The organism is Mucilaginibacter sp. Bleaf8 (genome assembly GCF_018390515.1).
Lineage (GTDB): Bacteria > Bacteroidota > Bacteroidia > Sphingobacteriales > Sphingobacteriaceae > Mucilaginibacter.
Genome location: NZ_JAHBBK010000001.1, coordinates 1,898,067 through 1,921,956, shown reverse-complemented (window position 1 = coordinate 1,921,956; position 23,890 = coordinate 1,898,067). Strand labels below are relative to the sequence as shown.

The 23,890-nt window shown below is 42.6% G+C and carries 28 protein-coding genes; 15 read left to right on the top strand and 13 right to left on the bottom strand.

Annotated features, from left to right (window positions below):
* Positions 1-328: 328 nt before the first annotated feature.
* Positions 329-1,687, bottom strand: coding sequence for a HAMP domain-containing sensor histidine kinase (locus KHS38_RS08390; RefSeq protein WP_213488044.1), 1,359 nt, complete (start codon positions 1,685-1,687; stop codon positions 329-331).
* Positions 1,688-2,374, bottom strand: coding sequence for a response regulator transcription factor (locus KHS38_RS08385; protein WP_213488043.1), 687 nt, complete (start codon positions 2,372-2,374; stop codon positions 1,688-1,690). It lies immediately after the preceding gene.
* Between the two features lie 227 nt (positions 2,375-2,601).
* Here KHS38_RS08385 and KHS38_RS08380 point away from each other — a divergent pair, with 227 nt between their 5' ends.
* Positions 2,602-3,444 carry a helix-turn-helix domain-containing protein gene (locus KHS38_RS08380; RefSeq protein ID WP_213488042.1) on the top strand — a complete coding sequence of 281 codons (843 nt, stop codon included), beginning with the start codon at positions 2,602-2,604 and terminating at the stop codon, positions 3,442-3,444.
* 92 nt (positions 3,445-3,536) lie between these two features.
* On the opposite strand, the gene KHS38_RS08375 is transcribed toward KHS38_RS08380, so the two are convergent.
* Positions 3,537-4,010, bottom strand: a complete 474-nt coding sequence (locus KHS38_RS08375; protein ID WP_213488041.1) for a hypothetical protein — start codon at positions 4,008-4,010, stop codon at positions 3,537-3,539.
* A 243-nt stretch (positions 4,011-4,253) separates the two neighbouring features.
* Between KHS38_RS08375 and KHS38_RS08370 the strand changes: the two genes are divergently transcribed.
* Both KHS38_RS08370 and KHS38_RS08365 read left to right on the top strand, forming a co-directional pair.
* A complete protein-coding gene (locus KHS38_RS08370) occupies positions 4,254-5,294 on the top strand; it encodes an alpha/beta hydrolase (protein WP_213488040.1) in 1,041 nt (346 codons plus the stop codon).
* Between the two features lie 63 nt (positions 5,295-5,357).
* Positions 5,358-5,771, top strand: coding sequence for an OsmC family protein (locus tag KHS38_RS08365; protein WP_213488039.1), 414 nt, complete (start codon positions 5,358-5,360; stop codon positions 5,769-5,771).
* 88 nt (positions 5,772-5,859) lie between these two features.
* On the opposite strand, the gene KHS38_RS08360 is transcribed toward KHS38_RS08365, so the two are convergent.
* Both KHS38_RS08360 and KHS38_RS08355 read right to left on the bottom strand, forming a co-directional pair.
* Positions 5,860-6,801 carry a helix-turn-helix domain-containing protein gene (locus KHS38_RS08360; protein WP_213488038.1) on the bottom strand — a complete coding sequence of 314 codons (942 nt, stop codon included), beginning with the start codon at positions 6,799-6,801 and terminating at the stop codon, positions 5,860-5,862.
* Positions 6,802-6,967: 166 nt separating this feature from the next.
* Complete coding sequence (locus KHS38_RS08355) at positions 6,968-7,555, bottom strand: hypothetical protein (RefSeq protein WP_213488037.1); 588 nt, start codon at positions 7,553-7,555, stop codon at positions 6,968-6,970.
* Between the two features lie 475 nt (positions 7,556-8,030).
* Here KHS38_RS08355 and KHS38_RS08350 point away from each other — a divergent pair, with 475 nt between their 5' ends.
* Both KHS38_RS08350 and KHS38_RS08345 read left to right on the top strand, forming a co-directional pair.
* Positions 8,031-8,435: an SPW repeat domain-containing protein gene (locus tag KHS38_RS08350; RefSeq protein ID WP_213488036.1), complete on the top strand. Its 405-nt coding sequence runs from the start codon at positions 8,031-8,033 to the stop codon at positions 8,433-8,435.
* 169 nt (positions 8,436-8,604) lie between these two features.
* Positions 8,605-8,877 carry a hypothetical protein gene (locus KHS38_RS08345; RefSeq protein WP_213488035.1) on the top strand — a complete coding sequence of 91 codons (273 nt, stop codon included), beginning with the start codon at positions 8,605-8,607 and terminating at the stop codon, positions 8,875-8,877.
* A 75-nt stretch (positions 8,878-8,952) separates the two neighbouring features.
* Here KHS38_RS08345 and KHS38_RS08340 read toward each other — a convergent pair whose 3' ends face one another.
* The gene (locus KHS38_RS08340; protein ID WP_213488034.1) at positions 8,953-9,321 is read right to left on the bottom strand and encodes a single-stranded DNA-binding protein; all 369 of its coding nucleotides are present in this window, start codon (positions 9,319-9,321) and stop codon (positions 8,953-8,955) included.
* Positions 9,322-9,592: 271 nt separating this feature from the next.
* Between KHS38_RS08340 and KHS38_RS08335 the strand changes: the two genes are divergently transcribed.
* A complete protein-coding gene (locus tag KHS38_RS08335; protein ID WP_213488033.1) occupies positions 9,593-10,135 on the top strand; it encodes a hypothetical protein in 543 nt (180 codons plus the stop codon).
* Positions 10,136-10,185: 50 nt separating this feature from the next.
* Here the strand turns inward: KHS38_RS08335 and KHS38_RS08330 are convergent, their stop codons facing one another.
* Positions 10,186-10,659, bottom strand: coding sequence for a CYTH domain-containing protein (locus tag KHS38_RS08330; protein ID WP_213488032.1), 474 nt, complete (start codon positions 10,657-10,659; stop codon positions 10,186-10,188).
* Between the two features lie 4 nt (positions 10,660-10,663).
* Entirely contained in the window at positions 10,664-11,488 is an 825-nt protein-coding gene (locus KHS38_RS08325) for a CHAD domain-containing protein (RefSeq protein WP_213488031.1), read from the bottom strand.
* Between the two features lie 120 nt (positions 11,489-11,608).
* On the opposite strand from KHS38_RS08325, the gene KHS38_RS08320 reads away from it, so the two are divergent.
* Positions 11,609-12,763: a metallophosphoesterase gene (locus KHS38_RS08320; protein ID WP_349627917.1), complete on the top strand. Its 1,155-nt coding sequence runs from the start codon at positions 11,609-11,611 to the stop codon at positions 12,761-12,763.
* Here the strand turns inward: KHS38_RS08320 and KHS38_RS08315 are convergent.
* The 3 genes from KHS38_RS08315 to rsfS all read right to left on the bottom strand — a co-directional run bounded on the left by KHS38_RS08315 (position 12,729) and on the right by rsfS (position 15,966).
* On the bottom strand, positions 12,729-13,373 hold the full coding sequence (locus KHS38_RS08315) for a LutC/YkgG family protein (protein ID WP_213488030.1): 645 nt from the start codon (positions 13,371-13,373) through the stop codon (positions 12,729-12,731). The genes KHS38_RS08320 and KHS38_RS08315 overlap by 35 nt on opposite strands.
* A 68-nt stretch (positions 13,374-13,441) precedes the next feature.
* A complete protein-coding gene (gene ftsH, locus KHS38_RS08310) occupies positions 13,442-15,535 on the bottom strand; it encodes an ATP-dependent zinc metalloprotease FtsH (protein WP_213488029.1) in 2,094 nt (697 codons plus the stop codon).
* 56 nt (positions 15,536-15,591) lie between these two features.
* Positions 15,592-15,966 carry a ribosome silencing factor gene (rsfS, locus tag KHS38_RS08305; RefSeq protein WP_213488028.1) on the bottom strand — a complete coding sequence of 125 codons (375 nt, stop codon included), beginning with the start codon at positions 15,964-15,966 and terminating at the stop codon, positions 15,592-15,594.
* Positions 15,967-16,013: 47 nt separating this feature from the next.
* Between rsfS and KHS38_RS08300 the strand changes: the two genes are divergently transcribed.
* From KHS38_RS08300 to rplS, 8 genes are all read left to right on the top strand, one after another.
* Positions 16,014-16,787, top strand: coding sequence for a biotin--[acetyl-CoA-carboxylase] ligase (locus KHS38_RS08300; RefSeq protein WP_213488027.1), 774 nt, complete (start codon positions 16,014-16,016; stop codon positions 16,785-16,787).
* Positions 16,788-16,792: 5 nt separating this feature from the next.
* Entirely contained in the window at positions 16,793-17,248 is a 456-nt protein-coding gene (locus tag KHS38_RS08295; RefSeq protein WP_213488026.1) for a protein-disulfide reductase DsbD domain-containing protein, read from the top strand.
* A gap of 10 nt (positions 17,249-17,258) precedes the next feature.
* The gene (locus KHS38_RS08290; RefSeq protein WP_213488025.1) at positions 17,259-18,977 is read left to right on the top strand and encodes a protein-disulfide reductase DsbD family protein; all 1,719 of its coding nucleotides are present in this window, start codon (positions 17,259-17,261) and stop codon (positions 18,975-18,977) included.
* A complete protein-coding gene (pfkA, locus tag KHS38_RS08285) occupies positions 18,964-19,941 on the top strand; it encodes a 6-phosphofructokinase (RefSeq protein ID WP_213488024.1) in 978 nt (325 codons plus the stop codon). The genes KHS38_RS08290 and pfkA overlap by 14 nt, the downstream gene beginning before the upstream one ends.
* 162 nt (positions 19,942-20,103) lie before the next feature.
* Positions 20,104-20,631, top strand: coding sequence for a 30S ribosomal protein S16 (locus KHS38_RS08280; protein WP_213488023.1), 528 nt, complete (start codon positions 20,104-20,106; stop codon positions 20,629-20,631).
* Between the two features lie 83 nt (positions 20,632-20,714).
* Positions 20,715-21,242, top strand: coding sequence for a ribosome maturation factor RimM (rimM, locus tag KHS38_RS08275; protein WP_213488022.1), 528 nt, complete (start codon positions 20,715-20,717; stop codon positions 21,240-21,242).
* Between the two features lie 96 nt (positions 21,243-21,338).
* Entirely contained in the window at positions 21,339-22,013 is a 675-nt protein-coding gene (trmD, locus tag KHS38_RS08270; RefSeq protein ID WP_213488021.1) for a tRNA (guanosine(37)-N1)-methyltransferase TrmD, read from the top strand.
* Positions 22,014-22,260: 247 nt separating this feature from the next.
* Positions 22,261-22,608 carry a 50S ribosomal protein L19 gene (rplS, locus tag KHS38_RS08265; protein WP_213488020.1) on the top strand — a complete coding sequence of 116 codons (348 nt, stop codon included), beginning with the start codon at positions 22,261-22,263 and terminating at the stop codon, positions 22,606-22,608.
* A 376-nt stretch (positions 22,609-22,984) separates the two neighbouring features.
* Here rplS and KHS38_RS08260 read toward each other — a convergent pair whose 3' ends face one another.
* Positions 22,985-23,173 carry a hypothetical protein gene (locus tag KHS38_RS08260; RefSeq protein WP_213488019.1) on the bottom strand — a complete coding sequence of 63 codons (189 nt, stop codon included), beginning with the start codon at positions 23,171-23,173 and terminating at the stop codon, positions 22,985-22,987.
* Positions 23,174-23,202: 29 nt separating this feature from the next.
* Positions 23,203-23,874 (bottom strand): phosphatidylserine decarboxylase family protein, encoded by a 672-nt coding sequence (locus tag KHS38_RS08255; protein ID WP_213488018.1) that lies wholly within the window; start codon positions 23,872-23,874, stop codon positions 23,203-23,205.
* Between the last annotated feature and the right edge of the window lie 16 nt (positions 23,875-23,890).

The following is a 23,890-nucleotide window of genomic DNA, read 5'->3' as shown; positions in this document are numbered from 1 at the left end:
GATTACTGCATTTACTTTGCAGATCAGCGCAAGCCTTATTAAACTCATCCGAGATATGCTAGTAATCGCTTGATCGTTTGGAAAGCATTAACAGTTCTTGCCTAGAGCCGGTTACCTTCATTATATGTATCAGTATAATGTTGATTTTTTCTGTGTTATACTGCTGCAATAAATAAGGGATGCTGCTAAGCGATTGGATATTAAAATCTGTCGGCATCAGCACCGTTTTCATAACTCTTTACTGTTGTTTAAATTATTGGCTTTCAATACAATAATAAGGTGCAGTTATTAGTAAGTCTTAAGAAACACATTAGAATTTTATAAGAAATTAAATATCTTTTACAACCGGTAGGAATAGCTGCAATACGGTGCCTTGATTTACTGCTGTTTGAATGTTAATGGAGCCGTTATGTATACGGATAATGTTTAAGGCTAAAGGCAGCCCAATGCCCTGCCCCTGATAGGCCTGTGCATTGGAAGCCCGGTAAAAAGGTTCAAAAATGTGTTGTACCTCCGTTGGCGGAATGCCAATCCCCTGATCGCTTATGGTAGTCACAATACTTTGATCCTGGTAAGACAGCTTAACCTGCACCAACTTGTTTTGCGAGTATTTACAGGCATTGCTGAGGATGTTGGTTAGAGCCAGGCAAAGCAGGTTCTCATTCCCTAAACTGGTCAATTGCTGCTCGTCGGCAGGTAAGTCTTTAAAATCAACCTCAATCTGGCTGTCGGGGTATATGTTCTTTACCTGACCAATGGCTTGCCATATCAATTCATCAATGCGCAATTGCTGCCACTGCTGTTTTTTGCCATCATAGCCCGATTGTGCAAGCAGCAGTAAGCTGCTTAATATTTGCGTTAATTTATCTGTTTGTGCGGCTATCACATTCAACGCCTTACGACTTTCCTCATCCACGGTGGCGCGGTTCAGCGCAAGTTCTACCTCGCTGCTAATTACCGTAAGCGGTGTGCGCAATTCGTGCGAGGCATTGCTAATAAAATTGGTTTGCGTTTCAAACGCGGTAGCCAGCCGGTTCAGCATGTGGTTAAAGGTTTGGGTAAGCTCGGCTATTTCATCTTTGCCGCCGGGCTCGTCCAAACGGGTATGCAGGTTGGTGGATTTAATGCTGTTTACCTTTTCGGTAAGCTTGCGTACAGGCAAAAAGGTGTAGTAGGAGAACGCTTTACCTACAAAAAATACGAGTATCAGTGAGCCGGCAAAACCAAACAGCAGAATTTGCTGCAGCTTTTTCAACTCGCGCATTCCGTAAGGGTTAAGTGCGGTAACCACTACCATGTACCGGCTGCCATCAACAGTAACCAGTTTGCCCGCAAAAAACTTGTTTTTTAGTTGAAAGCGGGCGCGGTTGCTTTTCATAAGTTCCTGGTAAAACTCCCGGGGTAAGTCTGCATTGTCAATCTGCCCCTTGGCGTCGGCTTTGGTAATAAGTTCCTGTTCCGATTCCAGTCTTTCCAGGTAGTTATTTCTTACCTCCAGGTAGGCGCGGCTTTGCTCGCCGGGGTATAAATTGATCTGTGCGGCCAGGTTAACGCGCGATTCCAGCCGTTTGAAAAAATCTTCGTAATTAAACTGGTAGTCAAAGTATAAAATGAACGCATTTAGCAGCAGCAGTATGCCGCCGGTAAGTGTTAAAAACAGCAGCGTTATTTTGCTCTGAATTTTCATTTAATCTTCATCCTTCATCATGTATCCCATGCCAAATACGGTGTGTATCAGTTTCACATCTCCGGCTTTGTCCAGCTTTTTACGCAGGTAGTTAATATATACATCAACCACATTGGTAGCCATGTTGTAATCAATATCCCAAACGTTTTCCAGTATTTGTATACGCGATAAAACTTTGCGCTGGTTTTTAATCAAATATTCAAGCAAGCGGTACTCGGTTGAAGTAAGATTAAGCGGAGCCTGCCCGCGCGTGGCTGTCCGGGCGTCGGTGTTTACTTCCAGATCGGCAATGATATAAATACTGGTTGCGGGCGCTGGTTCACTACCGGTTCTGCGCCTCATCAAGGTTCTGAGCCGGGCTGCCAGTTCGGCCATTTTGAATGGCTTTACCATGTAGTCATCAGCCCCGCTATCTAAGCCGGTTACTACATTCTCGGTTGAATCCAGGGCGGTGAGCATTAATATAGGCAAGGCCGGGTTTTGCTCGCGTATGCGGTGGCAAATTTGTATGCCGTCCATATCGGGCAGCATTACATCTAATACAACCAGATCAAACGGATGATTTAATGCCATTTGCAAGCCGGTTAAGCCGTTGGTGGCAATACTGGTTTCGAAGCCATATTCGGCCAGTCCCCGTTTTAAAACAGAAACCACGCTTGGTTCATCTTCAACTACTAATACAGCCATGGGATATAAATATTAAGTTTTAAGCCCAATAAACATAAAAAATGCCGTAAACCGAATTTATACCTATACATTTTTGTGCAGGAGTTATATTGATTGCCGGTTATGTAGCAACATTTAATTATTAAGATAGCGCTTGTTTAGCAAGAGTCATATCCTATTGCATAGCTTACTATGTTATCGGTTTACCCTGATTTAATTGTTAATTTGCCCTGTATTTTTTATTGCAAATGGCCCGTTTTAAAGAGTTTACTTTCAAGAAATTCGGTTATCTCGATTTTGATCACAATTTACAGCAACAAGTTGCAGCGGTTGATCTGAGTCCGTTCATCAAAATAATTTACCTGAAGGCTGGCGGTAAAGCCGTTATTGATTTCAAGGAGTATCAACCCGGTCAGGATGCACTTTTTTTTGTGAGTAATGGGCAGTACTATCATTTTGATGAAAACTGTGCCGGTACCATGATTTATTATAACCGCGATTTTTATTGTGTGGAGATACACGACAAGGAGGTGGCCTGCGATGGTATATTATTTAATAACGTGTATGAAATACCGGTTGTATACATGCAACAAAAAGACGCAGCCGCTATGCAATCGCTTTTGCAGGAAATAAAAGACGAGCTGGATCATGATGATAGCAGTTTGGAAGAAATGCTGCGTATTCTGCTTAAAACAATTATCATTAAATCAACCCGTATCTGGAAACAGGAGCACCATGCCGTAACTAAAGAGGCGCAGCAGGAGGTAGAATTTTCCAGAAAGTTCAGCCAGTTGGTGGAGTGGCATTACACCAGGCACCATACCGTAGCCGAATATGCCGAGCTGCTCAACATTACCCCTAAGGCATTAAACAAACGTATCACCCGTTATAGCCAAACCACGCCTAACGATATTATAAAAGACCGGATTATATTGGAGGCGAAAAGGCTGCTGGTGCATACGCAGCTGAGTGTAAAAGAAATAAGCTACAAACTGGGTTACGATGATACCTCATACTTTACCCGGCTGTTTACCAAACAGGTAGAAACTTCACCTCAAAGCTTCCGATCCGCCTACCAGCACCAAGGCTGATTTGGGCATCTCGGTTATGTTTGCGAAGCTGCCTGTACATGGCCAGCTACCTGTATAACAGTCAAAATTTCCGAGAAATTACAGTTGCGTAATTATTCGCCAAGATACCGCTTTATATCAGCGGCTTTATCTTTGTTCACAAGGTCTGACAAAGAATTGTCTGTTCTGACATACAAAGGTTGACTGTCAATCAAACCACGGCTGGTGCGCAGCGTATAGTTTGGTAAATCGGAGTTTATGACGATAGTATCTGCTACATTGATATCTTCTGTTGTTTGAGATACAAGAACAAATTTTCCCTTATTGATTTTGCAAAACAGATATTTATTCTTGAAACAAGCATTAAGCTTTTGTTTGTTGGATTTGATAATCCGACCGTAAATGATACCTGCTCCATGATTATTTGTTCTTACCATGTCCTCAATAGTAAAAGTTACTTTGAGATGTAAGCTTTTAACAAATGTCTCACGTTCTGCGATTTGACGATCCGAATTCTTAATTATTACATAGCTCAATATCATAAAAACGACTAATCCAAACATCAGTCTCAGTAAAGTAGTATTCATATTAAAACGTATTTAGCATACCAAGCAAAGGTAATAACCGGTATTTGAAAGGATTAAGTAAAATGTCTTAATAAATGAGCGCTACGATGTTGTAGCAATCTTTTTGAGAAATATATTATTACACAAAGCGCACGGAGGGAAAATTGTCCTATTCGTGTCGAAAACGGTGCATGGTGCAGGCCGACCGGCCGCTATACCTTTGTGATGTTCAATAAGAGATAACAACTTTAACATCACAAAAACATGAAAACGCAATCCATCTTCAAAAAAGCAGCAATAGTAGGTACATTAGCTCTAAGCACTACCGTTAACGCACAGGTAAGTAATCCGGCTCAGGATCCACATATCGAAAGCAACATCAAAGCTTTTTTAAATGTATTAAATTCAGGTAACGGTAAGCCGCTGGAGCAACTAAGCCCTAAAGATGCCCGTGCCGTACTTACCGGCGCTCAAAGTTCTGTAAAAGTCGATCTGTCTGGCATTATTGTTACCGAAAAAACAATTAATGCAGGTGGGCAGTCCATCAAACTGGATATTGTAAAACCTGCTAATAGCAAAGGCACCTTACCGGTATTTATGTTCTTTCATGGTGGTGGCTGGGTGCTGGGCGATTTCCCAACTCACCAACGCCTGGTGCGCGATCTGGTAGTTGAATCTGGCGCAGCAGCCGTGTTTGTAAATTATACGCCGTCTCCGGAGGCTCATTATCCGGTAGCTATTAACCAGGCCTATGCCGCAACCCAATGGGTAGCCGCAAATGGTAACGAAATAGGTGTGGATGGTAACCGCATGGCCGTTGCAGGTAACAGCGTAGGCGGTAACATGGCAGCCGTTGTGGCCTTAAAAGCTAAAAATGAGAATGGCCCTAAAATAAAGCTGCAAGTACTGTTATGGCCGGTAACTGATGCTAATTTTGAAACCGGCTCTTACAACCAGTTTGCTACCGGCCGCTTCCTGACCAAAAATATGATGATCTGGTTCTGGGATAACTATACTACCGATCAAAACGCCCGTAACGAAATTTATGCTTCACCATTGCGCGCCACAACCGAACAGTTGAAAGGCCTGCCTCCAGCACTGGTACAAACTGCCGAGAACGATGTGCTGCGTGATGAAGGCGAAGCTTATGCCCGTAAATTGGATGAAGCCGGCGTTAAAGTAACTGCCACCCGTTATAATGGCATGATTCACGACTGGGGCCTGCTGAATCCATTAGCTACCATTCCCGGAACTCGTTCTGCCATGCTGCAGGCCGCTGCAGAAATTAAAAATGCACTTAAATAATAGTGCATCAGCCCAAGTATTTAAGTATAAATTGTATATCAACTATAAAAATTAAACAAGCATATGAAACGTAATGCAACCGCCGTATGGAACGGTACTATCAAAGAAGGTAATGGTAACTTAACCACCCAAAGCACTACCTTAAATAAAACGCAATACTCATTTAACAGTCGTTTTGCCGATGGCGTAGGTACCAATCCGGAAGAACTAATGGCTGCCGCCCATGCCGGCTGCTTTACCATGAAACTGAGCCTTGACCTAACCACAGCTGGCTTTACACCTGATGTACTGGAAACTACTGCAACCATTACTTTGGATAACGGTACCATAACCACTTCAGATTTGGTATTAACAGCCAAAGTGCCTGGTATTACCGAAGAGCAGTTTCAGCAGATTGCCGAAGGTGCAAAAAATGATTGCCCGGTAAGCAGAGCTTATAACTTAAAGCAAAGCCTGCAAGCAACTTTGATTCAATAATAAGATCTGCTTTTAACAACAAAGGCTCAGTGATAATTCGCTGAGCCTTTGTTGTTTTTACCCATATATAGGTAATTTCTATAATCTTTCAAAAAGATATAACGCCTTGAACTTGCTGATAAGCCGTAGGGGTGTAACCCGAAAAATGTTTAAAAAACCGGCTGAAGTGTGAGCTGGTATCAAACCCTAACTGATCGGCAATCTCTTTTATAGAGAGATCGGATGAACTGAGCAGATAGCTGGCTTCCTGAAACTGTCGTTGATGAATGAAGTGTAAGGGCGTTAATCCAGTTTCCTGCTTTACGGCTTCGCTCAGGTGCTTGGCAGTTACAAATAATAAATCGGCATATTCCTTAACCGTACGGTGGGTAAGGAAATGCTCATCAACCAGGCTTCTGAAGTTCTTTACCAATTGCTGCAAGCGGCCCAGATGTGCATGTACAGTTGCCGGGCAACCTTTGCAGGCACGATTACTTTCCAACAACAGTTCCATCAGCTGGAGTTTCAGCATGGTTACATGGTGGTTTTCGTTGGTATGATACTCTTGGTCCAGTTTCTGAAACAGGTCGTAAACCCGGTCGCGACTGGTATTTGATAGTGTCACAATAGGAGCGTGGCCGGGATTGCCATCAAGCCAGTTATCGAGCAGGCTTGACCGGGTCAGGCTATCATCTAAAAAGTCTCTTTTAAAAAGCACAACAAACAACTGCAAATCCTGGCTGGCATGCTGGTAAGAGTTTAACAGCTTAGGCGTAGCTAAATGCAAAGTATCAGATGTAACACTAAACTGAAAGCTGCCTATGGTGCGGGTAACGCTGCCTTGCAGGCAAAGTACTAAAGCGTAGTGATTGGTTTTAACAGGGAGCCTGTCAGTGAGCGGTCCTTCATGCTTTATTATAGCAAAGTTATCCTGTATAATTAAAGTTTCCTGAAAAGGTTCAACAGAAAGTTTTTCATCTGTAAGTGCCTGCATGGGGTTAAAGCTTAGCAGTGCGTTTGGAATATCTAAAAGTTGAGCATCGGCATCCATTGTAATATAATAGTTGACGATGCAAAGAAATATAAGCCCCGACACATAAAAGTTGATCTTATCTCATTTTAAGGTTGGCGTAATGTCACATCAACAAAAAAGCCCGCCCAAAAGTAGGGCAGGCTTTGTCAAATTATAATCACTATAAACTCAAGAGCGCAGATTGTTATAAGCCAAATGCATAGGCAACACGTAAACCCAAGAAGTTATTGCTGCTGCCGTTGTTGTAAAATTTGGTGTTGCCTTCAAAGCGAACGCCGGCATCTAAGTAGTTACGGCCGCCTAACGGGAACTGGTAACCTACCTGTGGTGCATATACAAAGCTGGCTGATTTATCGGCACCTACTTTGTCTTTATCAGCTATAAAAGATGCACCAGCTTCGCCTTGTAAATAAAAGTTACTTACCGGGAAGTATTTTAAACCGGCTTTAACCGGGATAAGTTGCAGGTCTTTAGCTGCTATACCCAGATTATTATCTTTTGCAAAAAAGTTATTAAAACTGGCATTAACGGTTACAAACAATTTGTTGGCATATACCGGAATATCGGCCTGGATTGAACTGCCCAGGTTCCAGTTATATGCATCGTGCAGGCTACCTACCGGCAAACCTACTTCCGGACCGATGCTTAATTTAATACCTGATGAGGTAGTGGTTGATTTTGGTGCAGGTGTAGTGTCCTGTGCTTTTGCACTGAAAGTAAATATGGTAGCTAAGGCAAGTGCAAGGGTGCCTAATTTGATTGACTTTTTCATGGTTATTATTAATTATATCTGTTTTTGTAAATGTTTATTCATGCAGGGTTGATTGTGCCGGTTAGCTTATGTTTGGCAATAACTGGATACATGCTTTTGCTTATAGTGATCAGATTGTTTATGCATTTCCTTTGTATTGACGAGTCAAAGGTATAGCGATATAGAGGCGACATCAATTCCTAAACTTCGGCTTGTAGAACCAATTTTTCGGTTGTGTAAGTGGTTTGTGGATTAAATAAATTAATCTTAACGAAAAACCAACAGATATTCTTGCTGTTACAAATTCAGGCGCTTTTAAGCTCCTGCTCGGTACTTGCTACTTCTTTTAGGTTGCCAAACTGGCGGTTGTATGTCAGATTTGGTATGTGCCTTGATCATATTCTCTGTTCCATACACAATCAAAACATTTATTAACCCAATTGTACTGCGCTGTATTGATAACAAGTGCGTCAATTAATTTTTAATTCTATAACCTATGAAACAGTTTATTTCAACCCGTATGCATGGCGTGGCCGATTACATAGCCGGCATATTAGTTACCGCGTCTCCGTACTTGTTCGGTTTTGCGCCTCTGGGCGGAGCTCCATTATTTATTCCATTGGTATTTGGCATACTGCAAATGCTGATGGTAATTTTTACCAGGCACGAAACAGGCCTTATTAAAGTGATACCATTGCAAACGCACCTGGTAATTGATATGCTGCTGGGCTTCTTTTTAATGGTATCGCCTTTTCTGTATAAGTTTTATCCGTTTGTGGTGTGGCCGCATTTGTTGCTGGGTATGTTCCTTTTCGGAAGCGCCTTGTTTACCAAGCAATCGCCTTTCACTGGTCCGCTGGATTTGCTCGATGAGCGGGGCAGAATACCCCATGCTTTGTAAAATATCATAACGAACAACACCATGAAAAACAAATAAATGCCGTAGTAGTGCTGATTGCCGTGGCTATGATAAGCGCCTGCGGTACTACAACCCAGGTAACCAGCTCGTGGCGCAAGCCTGATGCAACAGCTGCTATGTAAATACCGGCGGCGCTTATTGGAACCCGGGATTGCGCTATGGTTATTATAACCGGTTTTGGACGTATTACAATAATTGGTACCCTTATTTGTATGCACCGGGCTACTATGACCAGCAACAGGTATATTATCTGGAAACTAATCTGTATGATGCCAGAACAGAGGAGCTGATTTGGGCCGCCCAATCAGAAACCTACGATCCATCCAGCATCGACAACTTTTTAAAAGGGTATGTGAAATCCATTCATGAGCGTATGGTTAAAGATGGCTTAATAGCTGATAACCGTACCAATGCATCCCGATAAAAAATGTAAATAAGTAAAAAGCCCGTCAGCAAAAGTGCTGCGGGCTTTTATTAGGTTTATAAAAGGAGAGTTGATTTATTCTTTCTCGGCTGATGCTCTTTCTGAGGTGAAATCGCTGCTACGGCCTAAAAGGGTAAAGTTTTCGGCCAGCACCTCAGTGGTATATTTTTTTACGCCCATTTTATCTTCAAACTGGCGGGTACGCAGTTTGCCTTCCAGGTATATGAGTTTGCCTTTACTTAAGTATTTAACGGCAACCTCGGCCAGGCCGCGCCACATCACCACGTTGTGCCACTCGGTTTGCTCTTCACGAACGCCGTTTATGTTAACTATTTCTGACGTAGCCAGTGGAAAACTTACCACGGCTATCTGGTTCTCTAACTGTCTGAATTCAGGATCCTTCCCTAAATGCCCTACTAATACTACCTTGTTAATTCCTGACATAGTGTAAATGTAATCAGCCCGGCACTATTTGCGGACGTCTGGTATCTCTATATTGAGAATACAAAAGTGCAGGAATAGAAAAAGGTAATAACCCGTATTTATACGGATTATAGCAGGTGATATATACCCGATTTGTAAGAAAGCAAGGTGTAGCTAATCTCTCAATTTTTGGAAACGGAGATGAATTTTACTATCAGCAAACCGGGTGTTGCTTAATTAAGTTTAAAATGTACTTTTGCACACTAATTTTTCAACGATAATCTTTATCACAATGATGAAACAAACTTTACTCGTAGCCATTCTAGTGGCTGGCCTTTTCATGGGCGCATCAGCACAAAGCAAGTATTCAAGCGGTCCTAAATTAAGTATTGGCTTGGATTTCGGCGTACCTACCGGATCTTTAGCTGATGGTTATTCAATCGGTTTCGGTGGCAATGGTAAGGTTGAGATACCAGTTGCGCCTGCTTTTAATTTTACACTTACTGCCGGTTATATCTCTTACTATTATAAAGATGAAATAAAGCAATTAGCTAAGTATTTTGGCGAAGATACTTATACCGGTTTTGTTCCGCTGAAAGCAGGTGGTAAATACTATTTTTCACCTAATTTTTATGGTGAAGGTGAATTAGGTGCATTAATTGGCACTAATAATAACGCAGGTACGTCATTCGTTTACTCACCTGGTATTGGCGTTTCATTCCCTGTAACCAATAAAAATGATATTGATTTTGGTGTTCGTTATGAAGGTTGGTCACAAGACGGATCAACTGCCAGTCAGGTAGCATTCCGTATTGCTTACAAATTTGGTCTGTAAAAATAACGCCGTTACAAAATAAAAGGCTTTGCTTAATTAAGCAAAGCCTTTTATTTATCCCACTCACTATAAGGATGTATAGATAAAGCCGAGTTATAATACCGATTGTCATGCGTTACTTCATCGGCTATCCAATGTGGAAACTCCGGCGTTTCATCTTCACTTCGTAGTTCTATCTCGGCAACAATAAGTCTCTCGTTATCGCCGGCAAAAACATCAACTTCCCAAAGCTTACCGGCATAAGGTACTTTGAATCGCGTTTTTTCAATGCGCTTTTCGGTAAACCCGCCTAATAGCTCGTTAGCATCAGCTACAGGTATTTCGTACTCGTACTCTTTTCTTGAAAATCCTTCGGTTGCTCCTTTTATGGTAATATAACCTTTAGTGCCGGCTACTCTTACCCTGACGGTTTTTTCGGGCGTGTTAAGCAAATAGCCCTGGCGATAGGGTATCCCTTCGGGCTTGTCTGCTTCCTGCCAGAGCTTATGATCAACCAAAAATTTACGTTCAATCTCTATACCCATTGTCTTATTGTTTTTCGTGATCTGTTTGGGCTTTGTCTTTGTGCTTGGTTTCTTTAACAACCGGGGCCGTAACTTTTGCTTTAAAGTTTTCAGACAGGTCTATAATCTCCTGCCGTAGCTTCCGGCCGTTTTTTCTCAGTTTGTTCAACACTGCTTTATTCCGGTTTTCATCCGGCTTAAACAGGTCCATGGCTAATGCATTGTCATGCCACTGGCCAATGCTATCTTGCAACTGGTTAAGGTAATCGGTATTCAGCCTGAGTTTTCTAGGTAGCACCTTGCCTGCAAGCTTTTGGTTATACATCAGTAGCTTTACTTTTTTACGGCAATCGTGCAGCTGTTCATCAAACACAATGTTTTGTAGAAAAGCTTCAATGTCGAACAGGTTGTCCTGATAAAACTGCCTGATCGATTTATTGTCCAGTTGGTGTATATCGTGGTTAATGCGTGTATGGGTTCTTTTCAGCTTTTTGATATGCTTAAAGCTGTTGGTTTTAAAAGCAATAGTACCCTGCTCCATAATTTGTTGCTGATGTTTTGCAAAGTCAGGGCTTTGGAGGTGATATTGCTCGCTCAGTTGCAGGTTTACATAAGCGTTACGGATGTCGCCTGCTTCGCGGAATATCTGCTTTACCGGTTTAAAGTCTTTCAGTAATTTATGGTTCTTTTTGTCGCTTTGCAGCATAACCAGTAAGGCTTTTAGTTTTTTAACCTGCACCCTGAACTGGTGCAGCTCGTTCTGATCGGCTGATGCCAGAAAGGATTGGATACGAGCTTTCAAACCTTTCCATTTTTTGTTGATCTGCTTTTTCTCTTCCTTCTTTTTCATGGTAAAATGTATCAACGATAGGGTGAATACAATATAGTTTAACTCTTATAGTAGCAAAGAGTTTAGGTAAGATACGAAAAGTAGATGCCATTTACGATATGCCACACAAAAGCGCCTGCAGTGAGTTTATCCAACATGGTACGCCGTTTATTACAGACGCTCTTTTCCAAAACGCTTATCCGCTTGGCAGATAAATATTCGTCACGGCCCGATAAGCAACGGGTGCATACTGCATTGAGCGAACTGTACCGGTTGCTTTTGGATAAGCCGGGGAAACGCGGTGTTATTATTCCTTATGACCTGTCAAAAGATAAGTTCATTATCCTGTCCGATCAGCATAAAGGAACAAGGGACGCTTCTGATGATTTTGTACTAGCCGAAAAGAACTACCTGGCAGCGTTGGCCTATTATAATGAGCAACAGTATCACTATATTAACTTGGGGGATAGCGAAGAGCTCTGGGAAAACAGGCTGGCTGGCGTAAAGCGCCATAACCGCGCAACCTTTGCTGCCGAACGCCTGTTTTTAGAACGCAGTGCTTTTATCAAAGTGTTTGGCAACCACGACCTGTACTGGGATAATGATCCGCTGGCCGCCATCAATTTAAAGCTGATTTATAAAGTGCCCGTTAAAATTTATGAAGGGGTGATATTGCAAACCGAAGTGAATGGCCAGCCTTTATCCCTGTTTTTAACGCACGGCCACCAGGGCGATTTGCATAGTGATGGTAATTGGTTCAGTAAATGGTTTGTAGCAAACGTATGGGGACTGGTACAGGCTTATCTGCGCATTAACCCCAACACGCCGGCGGCTAACGATCATTTGAAAACCCTGCATAACCAAATTATGTACGATTGGAGCAGTTGCCAGCAAAACCTGTTGCTTGTAACCGGGCACACCCATCAACCGGTATTCCAATCGTTAACTCATCTAGAGCGTTTGTATATAGACCTGGAAAAAGCCCGCGAAGCTGGTGATGATGAGCGGGTGAAAAGCCTGCGCAACCAAATTAAGGTGCTGAATGCAAAAGGCGAAAGCCAGTTTAACTTTCCGGGTTACCAGCCTACCTATTTTAATACCGGTTGCTGCTGTTTTGATGACGGTGACATAACCGGTATTGAAATAGCCGAAGGCTTTATACGCCTTATTAAATGGGAGTATAATGCACACGGTGTATCAGAAAGGATTGTGCTTGATGAAGCCCGGCTGGAAGATATTGCGAAAACCCTAAGCGCTAACGTTATCCGTCCAGCAGAAATACAAACACCTCTTTAGGCCCATGGGCACCCATTACCAGCGTTTTTTCAATATCAGCCGTACGGCTTGGGCCGGTTACGGTGGTAATCATGCTGGGTAAGCTGTGGCGGTATTTATCTCTTAATAATTTAAAGCCATCTTTCAAATCCAGTACCATCTGTGAGGTATAGGCCAACACTATATGCACCGGCGGATAAATGCTTAAGCGACGGCCTGCCATCCCCGCGTTGGATAACAAAATGCTGCCATTACGTGCCACTAATGCTTCGCAAAGCGTAAAGCCTACATCGGCACGTTCAAAGTTCTTGTCAGTTTCGTAATATGGGTATTCGTACTGGTTAAGCAGTTGTTGCAAGCCCGATTCCCAGCAGTATATTTTGTGCCAGTTGCGCTCTTCGGCTAGGTTAAGCAGTGATTCAATAAATTGAATTTCGTCTTCACAAAAAACAAACTGCCCGCCCGCAGCAATAAACTCTTCGGCAAATATAAGTTCGGGTATATCATCCTCGGCAGGTGCCGCATACAGGGGCAGGTCTTCCAAATTTGGGTACGGATTGTCCCGGCGTTCCAGTAGGGCTTTGCGTACTTTTTTCAGTAACCTTTCTTTGGGCGTGGTATTGTCTTTCATGTATAAAAGTAAAGCCACTATTATAAAAATAGTGGCTTTAAATATAAAAAGAATTATTCCTTTATTAATTATTTCTCTGTGTTACCGTCTATACGGGCGGTTTCAGGGTTGGTTACACTTTCCGGTATAGCGTTGTTATCAGTTTCCGGATTTAATGCAGCCTCACCGTTCACAAATTTATCATAAGTCGTACGGTTTTCAAACGGACGTTTGCCTAAAAGCTCTTCCAGGTCAGACTGGAATAACACTTCTTTTTCAAGCAGTTTTGCAGCCAACAATTCCAAGCCATTGCGTTTTTCGGTCAGCAGGTTTTTGGTGCGCTGGTAAACGTTATCAATCAGCTTGCGTACTTCGGCGTCAATCAGCTCGGCAGTGGTATCAGAGTAAGGTTTGTTAAACTGATATTCGCCTTGCGGATCGTAGAATGACAGGTTACCTACTTTATCATTCATACCATATATTTTCACCATGGCGTAGGCCAGTTTGGTGATACGTTCCAAGTCGCTCAGTGCGCCGGTTGATATTCTGCCAAACACAATATCTTCAGCTACACGGCCACCCATTGATACCACCATCTCATCGTGCAATTGCTCGGTTGTGTGCAGGAACTGCTCGCGGGGTAGATACTGGGCGTAACCCAAAGCAGCAACACCACGCGGAACGATAGATACCTTAACCAGCGGATCAGCATGTTCCAGGAACCAGCCTGCAATAGCGTGACCGGCTTCGTGGTAAGCTACAATGCGTTTTTCTTCTGGTGATATGATCTTGTTTTTCTTTTCCAGACCACCAATCACACGGTCAACCGCATCCTGAAAGTCTTGCATATCTACCGCCTGTTTGTCACGGCGGGCAGCAATCAGGGCAGCCTCATTACAAACGTTGGCAATTTCGGCACCTGCAAAACCTGGGGTTTGGGCTGATAATTTTTTGGCATCTACGCCTTCGGCTAATTTTAACGGTGCTAAATGCACTTTAAAAATCTGCTCACGGCCAATCAAATCGGGTTTATCGATAGATATCTGTCTGTCAAAACGGCCCGGGCGCAATAAAGCGGAGTCTAATACATCCGGGCGGTTAGTAGCAGCCATAATAATGATACCAGAATCGGTACCGAAACCATCCATCTCAACCAGCAATTGGTTCAGGGTGTTTTCGCGCTCATCATTACCACCTACAATATTGTTTTTACCACGGGCGCGGCCAATGGCATCAATCTCGTCAATGAAAATGATACACGGCGCTTTGTCTTTAGCTTGTTTGAACAAGTCGCGTACACGTGATGCACCCACACCCACAAACATCTCCACAAAATCGGAACCTGACAGGGAAAAGAAAGGCACTTGCGCTTCACCGGCAACGGCTTTAGCCATCAGGGTTTTACCTGTACCCGGCGAACCTACCAGCAGTGCACCTTTCGGGATTTTACCACCCAGGTTCGTGTATTTTTTAGGGTTTTTCAGGAAGTCTACAATCTCCATCACCTCTTCTTTAGCCTCTTGTAAGCCGGCTACGTCATTAAAGGTTACATTGATCTGGGCTTCTTTATCAAACAGGGTAGCTTTTGATTTACCAATGTTGAATATCTGACCACCAGGGCCGCCGGCACCACCGCCAGACATACGGCGCATAATGAACATCCATAAGCCGGCAAACAGTACCACCATAATTACGCATTGCACCAGCGTGTTTGACCACAGGTTTTCATGTGCTTCTGCAAATTCAGGTGATATTTTGTCAGCATCGGGCATGTCTTTTTGCGCTGCTGCCAATGATTGCTTTAAGCTTTCAAAAGATGCATCGGTAAAAGTATACTGCGGGCCGTTAGAATTAACGTTGATAGAGCGCTGCTGCCTTACTTCGGCATACTGCTGCTTTTTCTTTAAACTGTCTTTTTTAATATAAACCTCGGCAACAATACGGTCGCCATCCTTGTAAGCAACAAGCCTGCTCACGTCGCGGCTTCTCAGCATGTTTACAAACTGCGGATTGAACGAAATAGATTTACCTGCAGTGCCGGTAAAAATATAGGGTACCACCAGCAAAGCCAGTATCACAATGGCATAAATCCACATGAAATTGAACTTTGGCGGGCGGGGAGTATTTCTTCTATTCGGTATCCGTCTGAAGGATCTCGGTCTATCTGGTTTACTATCTTTCATCTTATTATAAGCTCAAACTTGCTTTCTAAATTTTACACTTTGATCAAGGGGCTAAGTTAAGCACTTTGATAGTACTTAATCTCGGCATCGCCCCATAAATCTTCTACTCCGTAAAACTCACGTTTGTCGGTTCTGAAAATATGAACAACAACATCAATGTAGTCGAGCAGTACCCATTCACCATTCTGAAGGCCTTCTTTGCGCCATGGCTCAGCCTGGGTGGCTTTATAAATTTCCTCTTCCACGCTGTTGGCAATAGCTTTCACCTGTGTGGTGGAGTCAGCATGGCAGATTACAAAATAATCGGATACAGAACTATAAATATTACGGAGGTCTAATCTGACAATTTCATTTCCCTTTTTTTCCTGAATGCCGTGTATTGCTAATTCAGAAATATAAGCGGATTCATTTAACACTTTGTTTTTTACCATTAAAAACTTTTAATTTTGAACGATTGTAGTTTAATCTTTAGTACACCTTGCAAAATAACATTTTTTCAGGACTATTTGTTGCACAAAAGTTAGTAACCCTAAAAGAAGTTGACTCTACAAATACATACCTTAAAAATATATTGGCAAATTCCACGCCAGTACCCGAAGGAACGGTCATTATGGCAGAAAGCCAGTATGCCGGCCGCGGTCAGCAGCAAAATCGCTGGTACAGTTCAACAGGCGAAAGCCTTGCTTTCAGTATCCTTTTAAACCCTGCGTTTCTTAAACCCGACCAGCAGTTTGACCTTACGCGTGCAATAAGCCTAGGTATTCATGAGGCGCTTGTGCCTTTGCTTGGCGAGGCCGTAAAAATTAAGTGGCCCAATGATGTATACGTAGACAAGCGCAAAATGGGTGGCATTTTAATAGAAAATACTATTCGTGGCAACGCTATTAAGCATAGCATTATAGGCATAGGGCTAAATATTAACCAGGATAATTTTCCTGAATGGGTACCCAATGCAGTATCGCTCAAGCAAATCTTACATAAAGATTATGATTTGAAAGCCTTATTGTTTGAACTTTGTGCCGGTATAGAAAGCTGGTACATTAAACTTCGGGCAGGTGAAACCAGTCTGATACGAGAACGGTATTTGCAGGCGCTTTACCGTTACAATGAGCCGGCTTTGTATACGGCAGCAGGAGAGGTGTTTGAAGGTACTATTACAACGGTAACTGATAACGGCTTGCTGAAAGTTGTACATGAGCAAAAGCCTCATCTATACAATTTAAAAGAAATAGAATTTTTACATAATCATTAATCGAAATGAAGAAACTGTTATTAGTAGCTGTATCCCTGTTTATGACGGTAGCAGCCTTTGCACAAATTGAAACTCCGGTAAAATGGGCATACGCTGCAAAAAAAATAAGTGCTACCGAAGCTGTTGTGTTTATTAAAGCTACTATTGATGATGGATGGCATGTATACTCTCAGCATTTAAAAGACGGCGGACCAGTGGCAACCAAAATAACTTTTGCACCATCGGGCAGCTATACCCTGGTTGGGAAGCCTGCTGAGCCAAAACCCATTACCAAGTTCGAGAATGCGTTTAAAATGAATGTAGGCTATTTTGAAAAATCGGTAATTTTTCAGCAAAAGGTTAAGTTAAAATCACCTGGTCAGGCTATGGTTAAAGGCAAAGTAGAGTTCATGACATGTAACGATCATAAATGCTTGCCGCCTGATGAAGTTGAGTTTACTGTAGCTGTAGCCACCAAGTAAGTTGCCGAAAATGACAGATACATATAGCCGAACGGCAATCAAGTTTTTTTTCATCCTTCTTTTAGGTATTATAACTATCGGTGCAGGAACTATTTCTGTTGCCAAAGCACAATCTTCATCTGCCGATACTTTGATTTCGGCAGATGGTGTTGATTTTTCTTCCGGAACTACAGATGCTGCAACCGCTGCCGATACGGTAAAGAAAACAGTTAAGTCGAGCGAAGTTAAAGCAGCCGGCGCAGTAGCTGCTAAGGCCGAAGAGAAGCCTAAAACCCTTTGGCAAATATTTATTCAGGGGTTGGTAGGTGGCTTTGCTGCACTTATTATGCCTTGTATTTATCCGCTGTTGCCATTAACTGTTAGCTTTTTCACCAAAAAGGCAGGTAGCCGCAGCAAAGCGGTAATGCATTCGCTTATTTATGGTGTTTCTATCATCATTATATATGTAGCGCTGGGTTTCCTGATCACCTTACTATTCGGATCCGATGCCTTGAACTCTCTGGCAACTAACGGGATATTCAACTTCTTTTTCTTTTTGTTGCTGGTGGTGTTCGGTGCTTCCTTTTTAGGTGCGTTTGAACTGGTACTGCCAAGCTCGCTGGCTAATAAGCTGGATGAGAACTCAGACAAAGGCGGCTTGGCCGGGTTGTTCTTCATGGCAGCTACCCTGGTAGTGGTGTCCTTTTCATGTACAGGGCCAATTATTGGTACCTTACTGGTTGATGCTGCATCAAAAGGCGAGCGTTTAGGGCCGGCCATGGGTATGTTTGGTTTCTCGGCTGCGCTGGCCGTGCCATTTACCATTTTTGCTTTATTCCCTTCTATGTTAAAAAGTTTGCCTAAATCGGGCGGATGGTTAAATAGCGTAAAGGTGTTTTTAGGCTTTTTGGAGTTGGGCTTTGCACTTAAATTTTTATCCAACGTAGACCTGGCTTACCACTGGAACTGGTTTGACCGTGAGGTGTTCCTGTCAATCTGGATAGCGTTAGGTATTTTGTTAGGCCTGTACTTGCTGGGTAAAATCAAGTTTTCGCACGATAGCGATTTACCGTTCCTGTCGGTGCCCCGCACGTTTTTAGCGATTGTTGTTTTTGCTTTTGTGATGTACATGATCCCCGGCTTATGGGGAGCGCCGCTTAAAGTGCTGAGCGGATTTTTACCACCCCCGGCCACCCAGGATTTTTACCTGACCAATGGCGGGGGCAGTGCAGATGCTGCACCTAAGCAAGCGGTATCTATCAAAGAAAAGAAATACGAAGCGCTTTTTGTAAACGGCAAGCATGCCGGGCTTGATGAGTGGTACGATTATGAACAGGCCCTGCAGGTATCCAAAGAACTGAACAAGCCGGTGCTGATTGATTTTACCGGCTGGAACTGTGCCAACTGCCGTAAAATGGAGCAGGAAGTATGGAGCGACCCGGGAGTGCATAAGCGTTTGCAGAATGATTTTGTATTGCTGGAGCTGTATGTTGACGAGAAAACCGAGTTGCCGGCTAATGAGCAATACGTTTCTGATTTCAGTAAAAAGAAGATTAAATCGATAGGGAATAAAAACAGTGATTATGAAGCTAAGAATTTTAATGTAAATTCGCAGCCGTATTATGTTATAGTGAATGCCAGGGGCGATGTATTAGTACCGCCACAGGGTGCAAATTATGATGTAGCGAATTACATTAAATTTTTAGACAGCGGTAAAGCCGCCTATCAGAATAACAATGGCCGAAATTAAGAATATTGGAGTTTACACCTCGGGCGGCGACTCGCCCGGCATGAATGCTGCCATACGTGCCGTAGTACGTACAGCTTTATACTATAACCTGGAAGTAACCGGTATCCGTCGCGGATATGCTGGTATGATCAGCGGTGATTTGTTTCCGATGGATCGTAAATCAGTAGCCAACATTATACAGCGTGGTGGTACCATCCTTAAAACTGCACGCAGCGAAGAATTCCGCACACCGGAAGGTCGCCAGCAGGCTTACCGCCAGTTAAAACGTTATGGTATCGATGCTTTGGTTGGTATTGGTGGCGATGGTACTTTTACCGGCGCAAAAATATTCAGCAACGAGTTTGATATTCCGATTGTGGGTTTACCGGGTACTATTGATAACGATTTACAAGGTACCGATTTTACCATAGGTTATGATACGGCTATCAACACGGTGGTTGAGGCGGTTGATAAAATTCGCGATACTGCCGAATCTCATGACCGTTTATTCATCGTTGAGGTAATGGGCCGCGATTCAGGTTTGATTGCATTGCGTACCGGTATTGCATCAGGAGCTGAGGCTATCCTGATTCCTGAAACCAAAAACAACCTGGAAGCGCTATACGAGCGTTTGGAGCAAGGCCGTCGTGATAAATCATCAAAAATCCTGATTGTAGCCGAAGGTGACGAAGCCGGTGGCGCTTTTGAAATCGGTCGTTTAGTTAAAGAAAAATACCCTAACTATGATACCCGTGTATCTGTATTAGGCCACATGCAGCGTGGTGGTTACCCAAGCTGTATGGACCGTGTGTTGGCAAGCCGTGTAGGGGTTGCCGCTGTTGAGGCGTTAATGCAGGGTCACAGCCATGAAATGATCGGTATCATCAACAACGAAATATCTTACACACCGTTTGAAAGTGCAATTAAGCATACTACGGATGTAGATAGCAACTTGATGAAAATTGTAGAGATATTGTCTCTGTAATTATACCAATTAGTTAATAGCAAAAGGCATTATTCCGCTGTTTCGGGATAATGCCTTTTTGTTTGCATTTCAGTATTTTAAATAATAAATTATTTTTTATCTTTGCGTCCCCGCAGAAGAAGCTCCGGGGGAATGTTGAATACATAACAAGAAGAAAAAAGAATGGCAACTAAAATCAGATTGCAAAGACACGGTAAAAAAGGTAAACCTTTTTACTACATCGTAGTAGCAGATGCCCGTGCACCACGTGATGGTCGTTTTATTGAGCGTATCGGTTCTTACAACCCGAACACTAACCCTGCAACTATCGATATCAACTTCGATAAAACTTTTGATTGGGTAAACAAAGGTGCTCAGCCTACTGACACTTGCCGTGCTATCCTGTCATACAAAGGTGTATTATACAAAAAACACTTACAAGGTGGTGTTACCAAAGGTGCTTTAACTCAAGAACAGGCTGATGCTAAATTTGCTGAGTGGGTTGAGCAAAAAGAAGGTAAAATTACCGGCAAAAAATCAACTTTAACTAACGCTAAAGACGAAGCACGTAAAGCTGCTTTAGTTGCTGAAGCTAAAAAGAAAGAAGACAGAGCTGCTGCTATCGCTGCTAAAAATGCACCGGTTGCTGAAGAAGAAGCTCCTGCTGCTGAAGAAGCAACAGAGTCTACTGAAGCTGAATCAGCTGAATAATTTTATAAAAATCTTTTACAGCAATAGCGAAACTACTTTAACCGGTGTTTCGCTATTGTTATTTAATGACATTGGTAGCAACCATGAAAACAGAAGATTATTTTAAAATAGGCACCATACTTAAAACCCGCGGCCTGAAAGGCGAGCTACAGGTATATGTGGATTTTGACGAGCTGGAAAAAATAAAGTATAATACCGTGTTTATTGATGTGGCCGGCAAACTGGTTCCGTACTTTGTAAGCTCGGTTAAATACCCACAAGCCAACACCGCTTACCTTAACCTGGAAGAGGTGGACCATGTGGATAAAACGGCACAGCTGGTTAAAAAAGAAGTATACTTGCCTAACAAGCTGAAACCTAAAAGGAAAAAAGAAGAGTTTACCTTGAAGGATTTGCAGGGCTTTATCGCTATTGATGAAACTCATGGCGAGCTGGGCGAAATTACCGATGTTATTGAATATCCGCAACAAACTATTGCTTCGGTACATTACCAGCATCGCGAAGTGCTTTTTCCGCTTAATGCAGCCTTTATAAAAGGCATTGATGTAGAAGGTGGCGAAATATACCTCGACCTGCCCGAAGGGCTGCTGGATGTGTATTTGAATCCGTAACAGGCCTCTCAGCATCGCTTATGTTGTATTGATGATACTTACTGCAATATGTATGCAGTAAATCTTTATTTCAGACTTATAAATATTCTTAAACAAATGCGTTTCGATATCGTCACCGTTTTGCCGGGCCTGCTTGAAAGTCCCTTTGCGCACTCCATATTGTTACGTGCGCAAAAAAAAGGCATTGCCGAAATACATGTTCATAATTTGCGCGATTATTCATCCGCTAAACATAAAAATGTGGATGATTACCCTTATGGTGGCGGCAGTGGTATGGTGATGATGATTGAGCCCTTTGCTACTTGCATTGAGAAGTTAAAGAGCGAGCGTGAATATGATGAGGTTATATTTATGTCGCCCGATGGCGTAACGTTTAATCAGCAGCTTGCCAATCAGCTTTCCATTCAAAAGAATATCATTATCCTGTGCGGCCATTATAAAGGCATAGACCAGCGTATACGCGATTTATATGTAACGCGCGAGATCTCTATCGGCGATTACGTATTGTCGGGCGGAGAGCTGCCTGCAGCGGTGCTGGTAGATGCAATTGTGAGGTTGATACCTGGTGTGTTATCAGACGAAACTTCTGCGCTGTCCGATTCGTTTCAGGGCGAGTTGCTGGATGCCCCGGTTTATACCCGCCCAGCCGATTGGAACGGCCACAAGGTGCCCGATATACTGCTGAGCGGTAACACACCCGAAATAGAAAAGTGGCGCTTTGAGCAAGCTTTAGAGCGCACACGTAAGCGCCGGCCCGATTTGCTGGAGTAACCTTGGGTGCGGGGAGATATAGAGCGGAGAGCGAGAAATTAGGACCGGTTGTAAAGTACAATTTGATACTTTAACTATTGAGAAGTATATCCTGCAACCCCGCTTCTTGCTCCGATTTCTTCGTTCCCCATCAACGCTTTAAAAAAAGCTAAAACTTTTTTTAAATACACTTTTTAAAAACAAAAAAAATACCTAATATTGCAGTCCGATTTTTACGGGCTAAAAATCGCTTTAAGAGCTAAAAATCATGGATTTAGTAAAATTTGTTGAAGAGCAATCGGTAGTAAAAAAGGAAATTCCTGCGTTTAAATCAGGTGATACTGTAACCGTACATTATAAAATCAGAGAGGGTAACAAAGAGCGTATCCAGCTGTATCAAGGTGTAGTAATTCAGCGCAACAGCGCCGGTGCTACCGAAACTTTTACTGTACGTAAAATGTCAAACGGTGTAGGTGTTGAGCGTATCTTCCCTATCAACTCTCCAAACATCGATAAGATCGAAGTAAACAGCCACGGTAAAGTACGTCGTGCAAAATTATTCTATCTGCGCGCACTTACTGGTAAAGCTGCTCGTATCAAATCAAAAAGAGTTTAATTTTTACCTAACGATATTCAAAGCCTTTTCAGCTATTCGGCTGGAAGGGCTTTTTTGCACTTTATAGTTTCTCGCAAAACGAGGGGCTATTGTTGTTTGAACGATATAAACATATGTGATTGAGCAGGCTAGGTTGAACTGCTGGAAGATTACTGGTTTGTGTTTTTAGTATATAAAATATTGTACTGCAGAACCGATGCATTATGCATTGTTTAATAGCATTCCTCTAATGGATTTAAATGCATACTCATAGGCTTTTATGCTTTAAGATATGCTGAGATCTAATATTGAACAGACGAAGGTTTAGTCAAATAAAAAAGCCACTTGTATATACAAGTGGCTTTTTTATTTGACTCGTTTAAAACGAGTTTTTAAATTATGCTTTCTTAGCGTCAGCGCACATTTTAGCGCATTTGGCTTTAGCCGAAGCAGATGCTTTGCTCATTTTTTTGCAGCATTCTTTACCGGCAGTGCATTTTTCTTTGCCCTTGTCTTTGTCATGTGCGAAAGACTGGGTAGCTGTTACGGTGCAGGCTAACGCCATCATTAAAGTAAATTTTTTCATATATCAGGGTTTAAAATAATTTGAACGGGTTATGCATTATTAACGGGTAATTCGGCCAGTACAGTACGTCCGCCTTTAACTTTTTCGCCTAAACCTACGGTTACCTTCGAGCCCAAAGGTAAAAAGATATCCACCCTCGACCCAAATTTAATAAAGCCAAACTGATCGCCCTGATGTACCTGATCGCCTTGTTTTACGTACCATACAATACGGCGGGCCATAGCACCGGCAATCTGGCGGAACAATACGGGTATACCGGCACTGTTTTCGATAGCGATAGTAGTGCGCTCATTTTCAGTAGATGATTTTGGGTGCCATGCTACCAGGTATTTACCCGGATGGTATTTAAAATATTTAACTACGCCCGATATCGGGTTGCGATTTACGTGCACGTTAACAGGTGACATAAATACCGATACCTGGATGCGTTTATCTTTAAAAAATTCAGGTTCTTCTACCTCTTCAATTACTACCACTTTGCCATCGGCAGGGCAAAGCACTGTTTTTTCGTCCTGGCTGATAGCGAATTTAGGGCTGCGGAAAAACTGCAGGATAACAATAAACAGAAAAGCCGACAGGATATATACAATCCATTTTAATGTAACGGCATCAGGATAGTAAAAGTGAACCAGCGCATTCAGCACAAAAATTACCAGAATGCACAAGGCCATCGAGGTGTATCCTTCTTTATGAAAAGTCATGTGTTAAATATAAGAA

What these genes read in the sequence shown, in the direction of transcription:
- KHS38_RS08390 (WP_213488044.1), bottom strand. Translation starts at nt 1,687, where the DNA reads ATGAAAATTCAGAGCAAAATAACGCTGCTGTTTTTAACACTTACCGGC.
- KHS38_RS08385 (WP_213488043.1), bottom strand. Translation starts at nt 2,374, where the DNA reads ATGGCTGTATTAGTAGTTGAAGATGAACCAAGCGTGGTTTCTGTTTTA.
- KHS38_RS08380 (WP_213488042.1), top strand. Translation starts at nt 2,602, where the DNA reads ATGGCCCGTTTTAAAGAGTTTACTTTCAAGAAATTCGGTTATCTCGAT.
- KHS38_RS08375 (WP_213488041.1), bottom strand. Translation starts at nt 4,010, where the DNA reads ATGAATACTACTTTACTGAGACTGATGTTTGGATTAGTCGTTTTTATG.
- KHS38_RS08370 (WP_213488040.1), top strand. Translation starts at nt 4,254, where the DNA reads ATGAAAACGCAATCCATCTTCAAAAAAGCAGCAATAGTAGGTACATTA.
- KHS38_RS08365 (WP_213488039.1), top strand. Translation starts at nt 5,358, where the DNA reads ATGAAACGTAATGCAACCGCCGTATGGAACGGTACTATCAAAGAAGGT.
- KHS38_RS08360 (WP_213488038.1), bottom strand. Translation starts at nt 6,801, where the DNA reads ATGGATGCCGATGCTCAACTTTTAGATATTCCAAACGCACTGCTAAGC.
- KHS38_RS08355 (WP_213488037.1), bottom strand. Translation starts at nt 7,555, where the DNA reads ATGAAAAAGTCAATCAAATTAGGCACCCTTGCACTTGCCTTAGCTACC.
- KHS38_RS08350 (WP_213488036.1), top strand. Translation starts at nt 8,031, where the DNA reads ATGAAACAGTTTATTTCAACCCGTATGCATGGCGTGGCCGATTACATA.
- KHS38_RS08340 (WP_213488034.1), bottom strand. Translation starts at nt 9,321, where the DNA reads ATGTCAGGAATTAACAAGGTAGTATTAGTAGGGCATTTAGGGAAGGAT.
- KHS38_RS08335 (WP_213488033.1), top strand. Translation starts at nt 9,593, where the DNA reads ATGATGAAACAAACTTTACTCGTAGCCATTCTAGTGGCTGGCCTTTTC.
- KHS38_RS08330 (WP_213488032.1), bottom strand. Translation starts at nt 10,659, where the DNA reads ATGGGTATAGAGATTGAACGTAAATTTTTGGTTGATCATAAGCTCTGG.
- KHS38_RS08325 (WP_213488031.1), bottom strand. Translation starts at nt 11,488, where the DNA reads ATGAAAAAGAAGGAAGAGAAAAAGCAGATCAACAAAAAATGGAAAGGT.
- KHS38_RS08315 (WP_213488030.1), bottom strand. Translation starts at nt 13,373, where the DNA reads ATGAAAGACAATACCACGCCCAAAGAAAGGTTACTGAAAAAAGTACGC.
- ftsH (WP_213488029.1), bottom strand. Translation starts at nt 15,535, where the DNA reads ATGAAAGATAGTAAACCAGATAGACCGAGATCCTTCAGACGGATACCG.
- rsfS (WP_213488028.1), bottom strand. Translation starts at nt 15,966, where the DNA reads ATGGTAAAAAACAAAGTGTTAAATGAATCCGCTTATATTTCTGAATTA.
- KHS38_RS08295 (WP_213488026.1), top strand. Translation starts at nt 16,793, where the DNA reads ATGAAGAAACTGTTATTAGTAGCTGTATCCCTGTTTATGACGGTAGCA.
- KHS38_RS08290 (WP_213488025.1), top strand. Translation starts at nt 17,259, where the DNA reads ATGACAGATACATATAGCCGAACGGCAATCAAGTTTTTTTTCATCCTT.
- pfkA (WP_213488024.1), top strand. Translation starts at nt 18,964, where the DNA reads ATGGCCGAAATTAAGAATATTGGAGTTTACACCTCGGGCGGCGACTCG.
- KHS38_RS08280 (WP_213488023.1), top strand. Translation starts at nt 20,104, where the DNA reads ATGGCAACTAAAATCAGATTGCAAAGACACGGTAAAAAAGGTAAACCT.
- rimM (WP_213488022.1), top strand. Translation starts at nt 20,715, where the DNA reads ATGAAAACAGAAGATTATTTTAAAATAGGCACCATACTTAAAACCCGC.
- trmD (WP_213488021.1), top strand. Translation starts at nt 21,339, where the DNA reads ATGCGTTTCGATATCGTCACCGTTTTGCCGGGCCTGCTTGAAAGTCCC.
- rplS (WP_213488020.1), top strand. Translation starts at nt 22,261, where the DNA reads ATGGATTTAGTAAAATTTGTTGAAGAGCAATCGGTAGTAAAAAAGGAA.
- KHS38_RS08260 (WP_213488019.1), bottom strand. Translation starts at nt 23,173, where the DNA reads ATGAAAAAATTTACTTTAATGATGGCGTTAGCCTGCACCGTAACAGCT.
- KHS38_RS08255 (WP_213488018.1), bottom strand. Translation starts at nt 23,874, where the DNA reads ATGACTTTTCATAAAGAAGGATACACCTCGATGGCCTTGTGCATTCTG.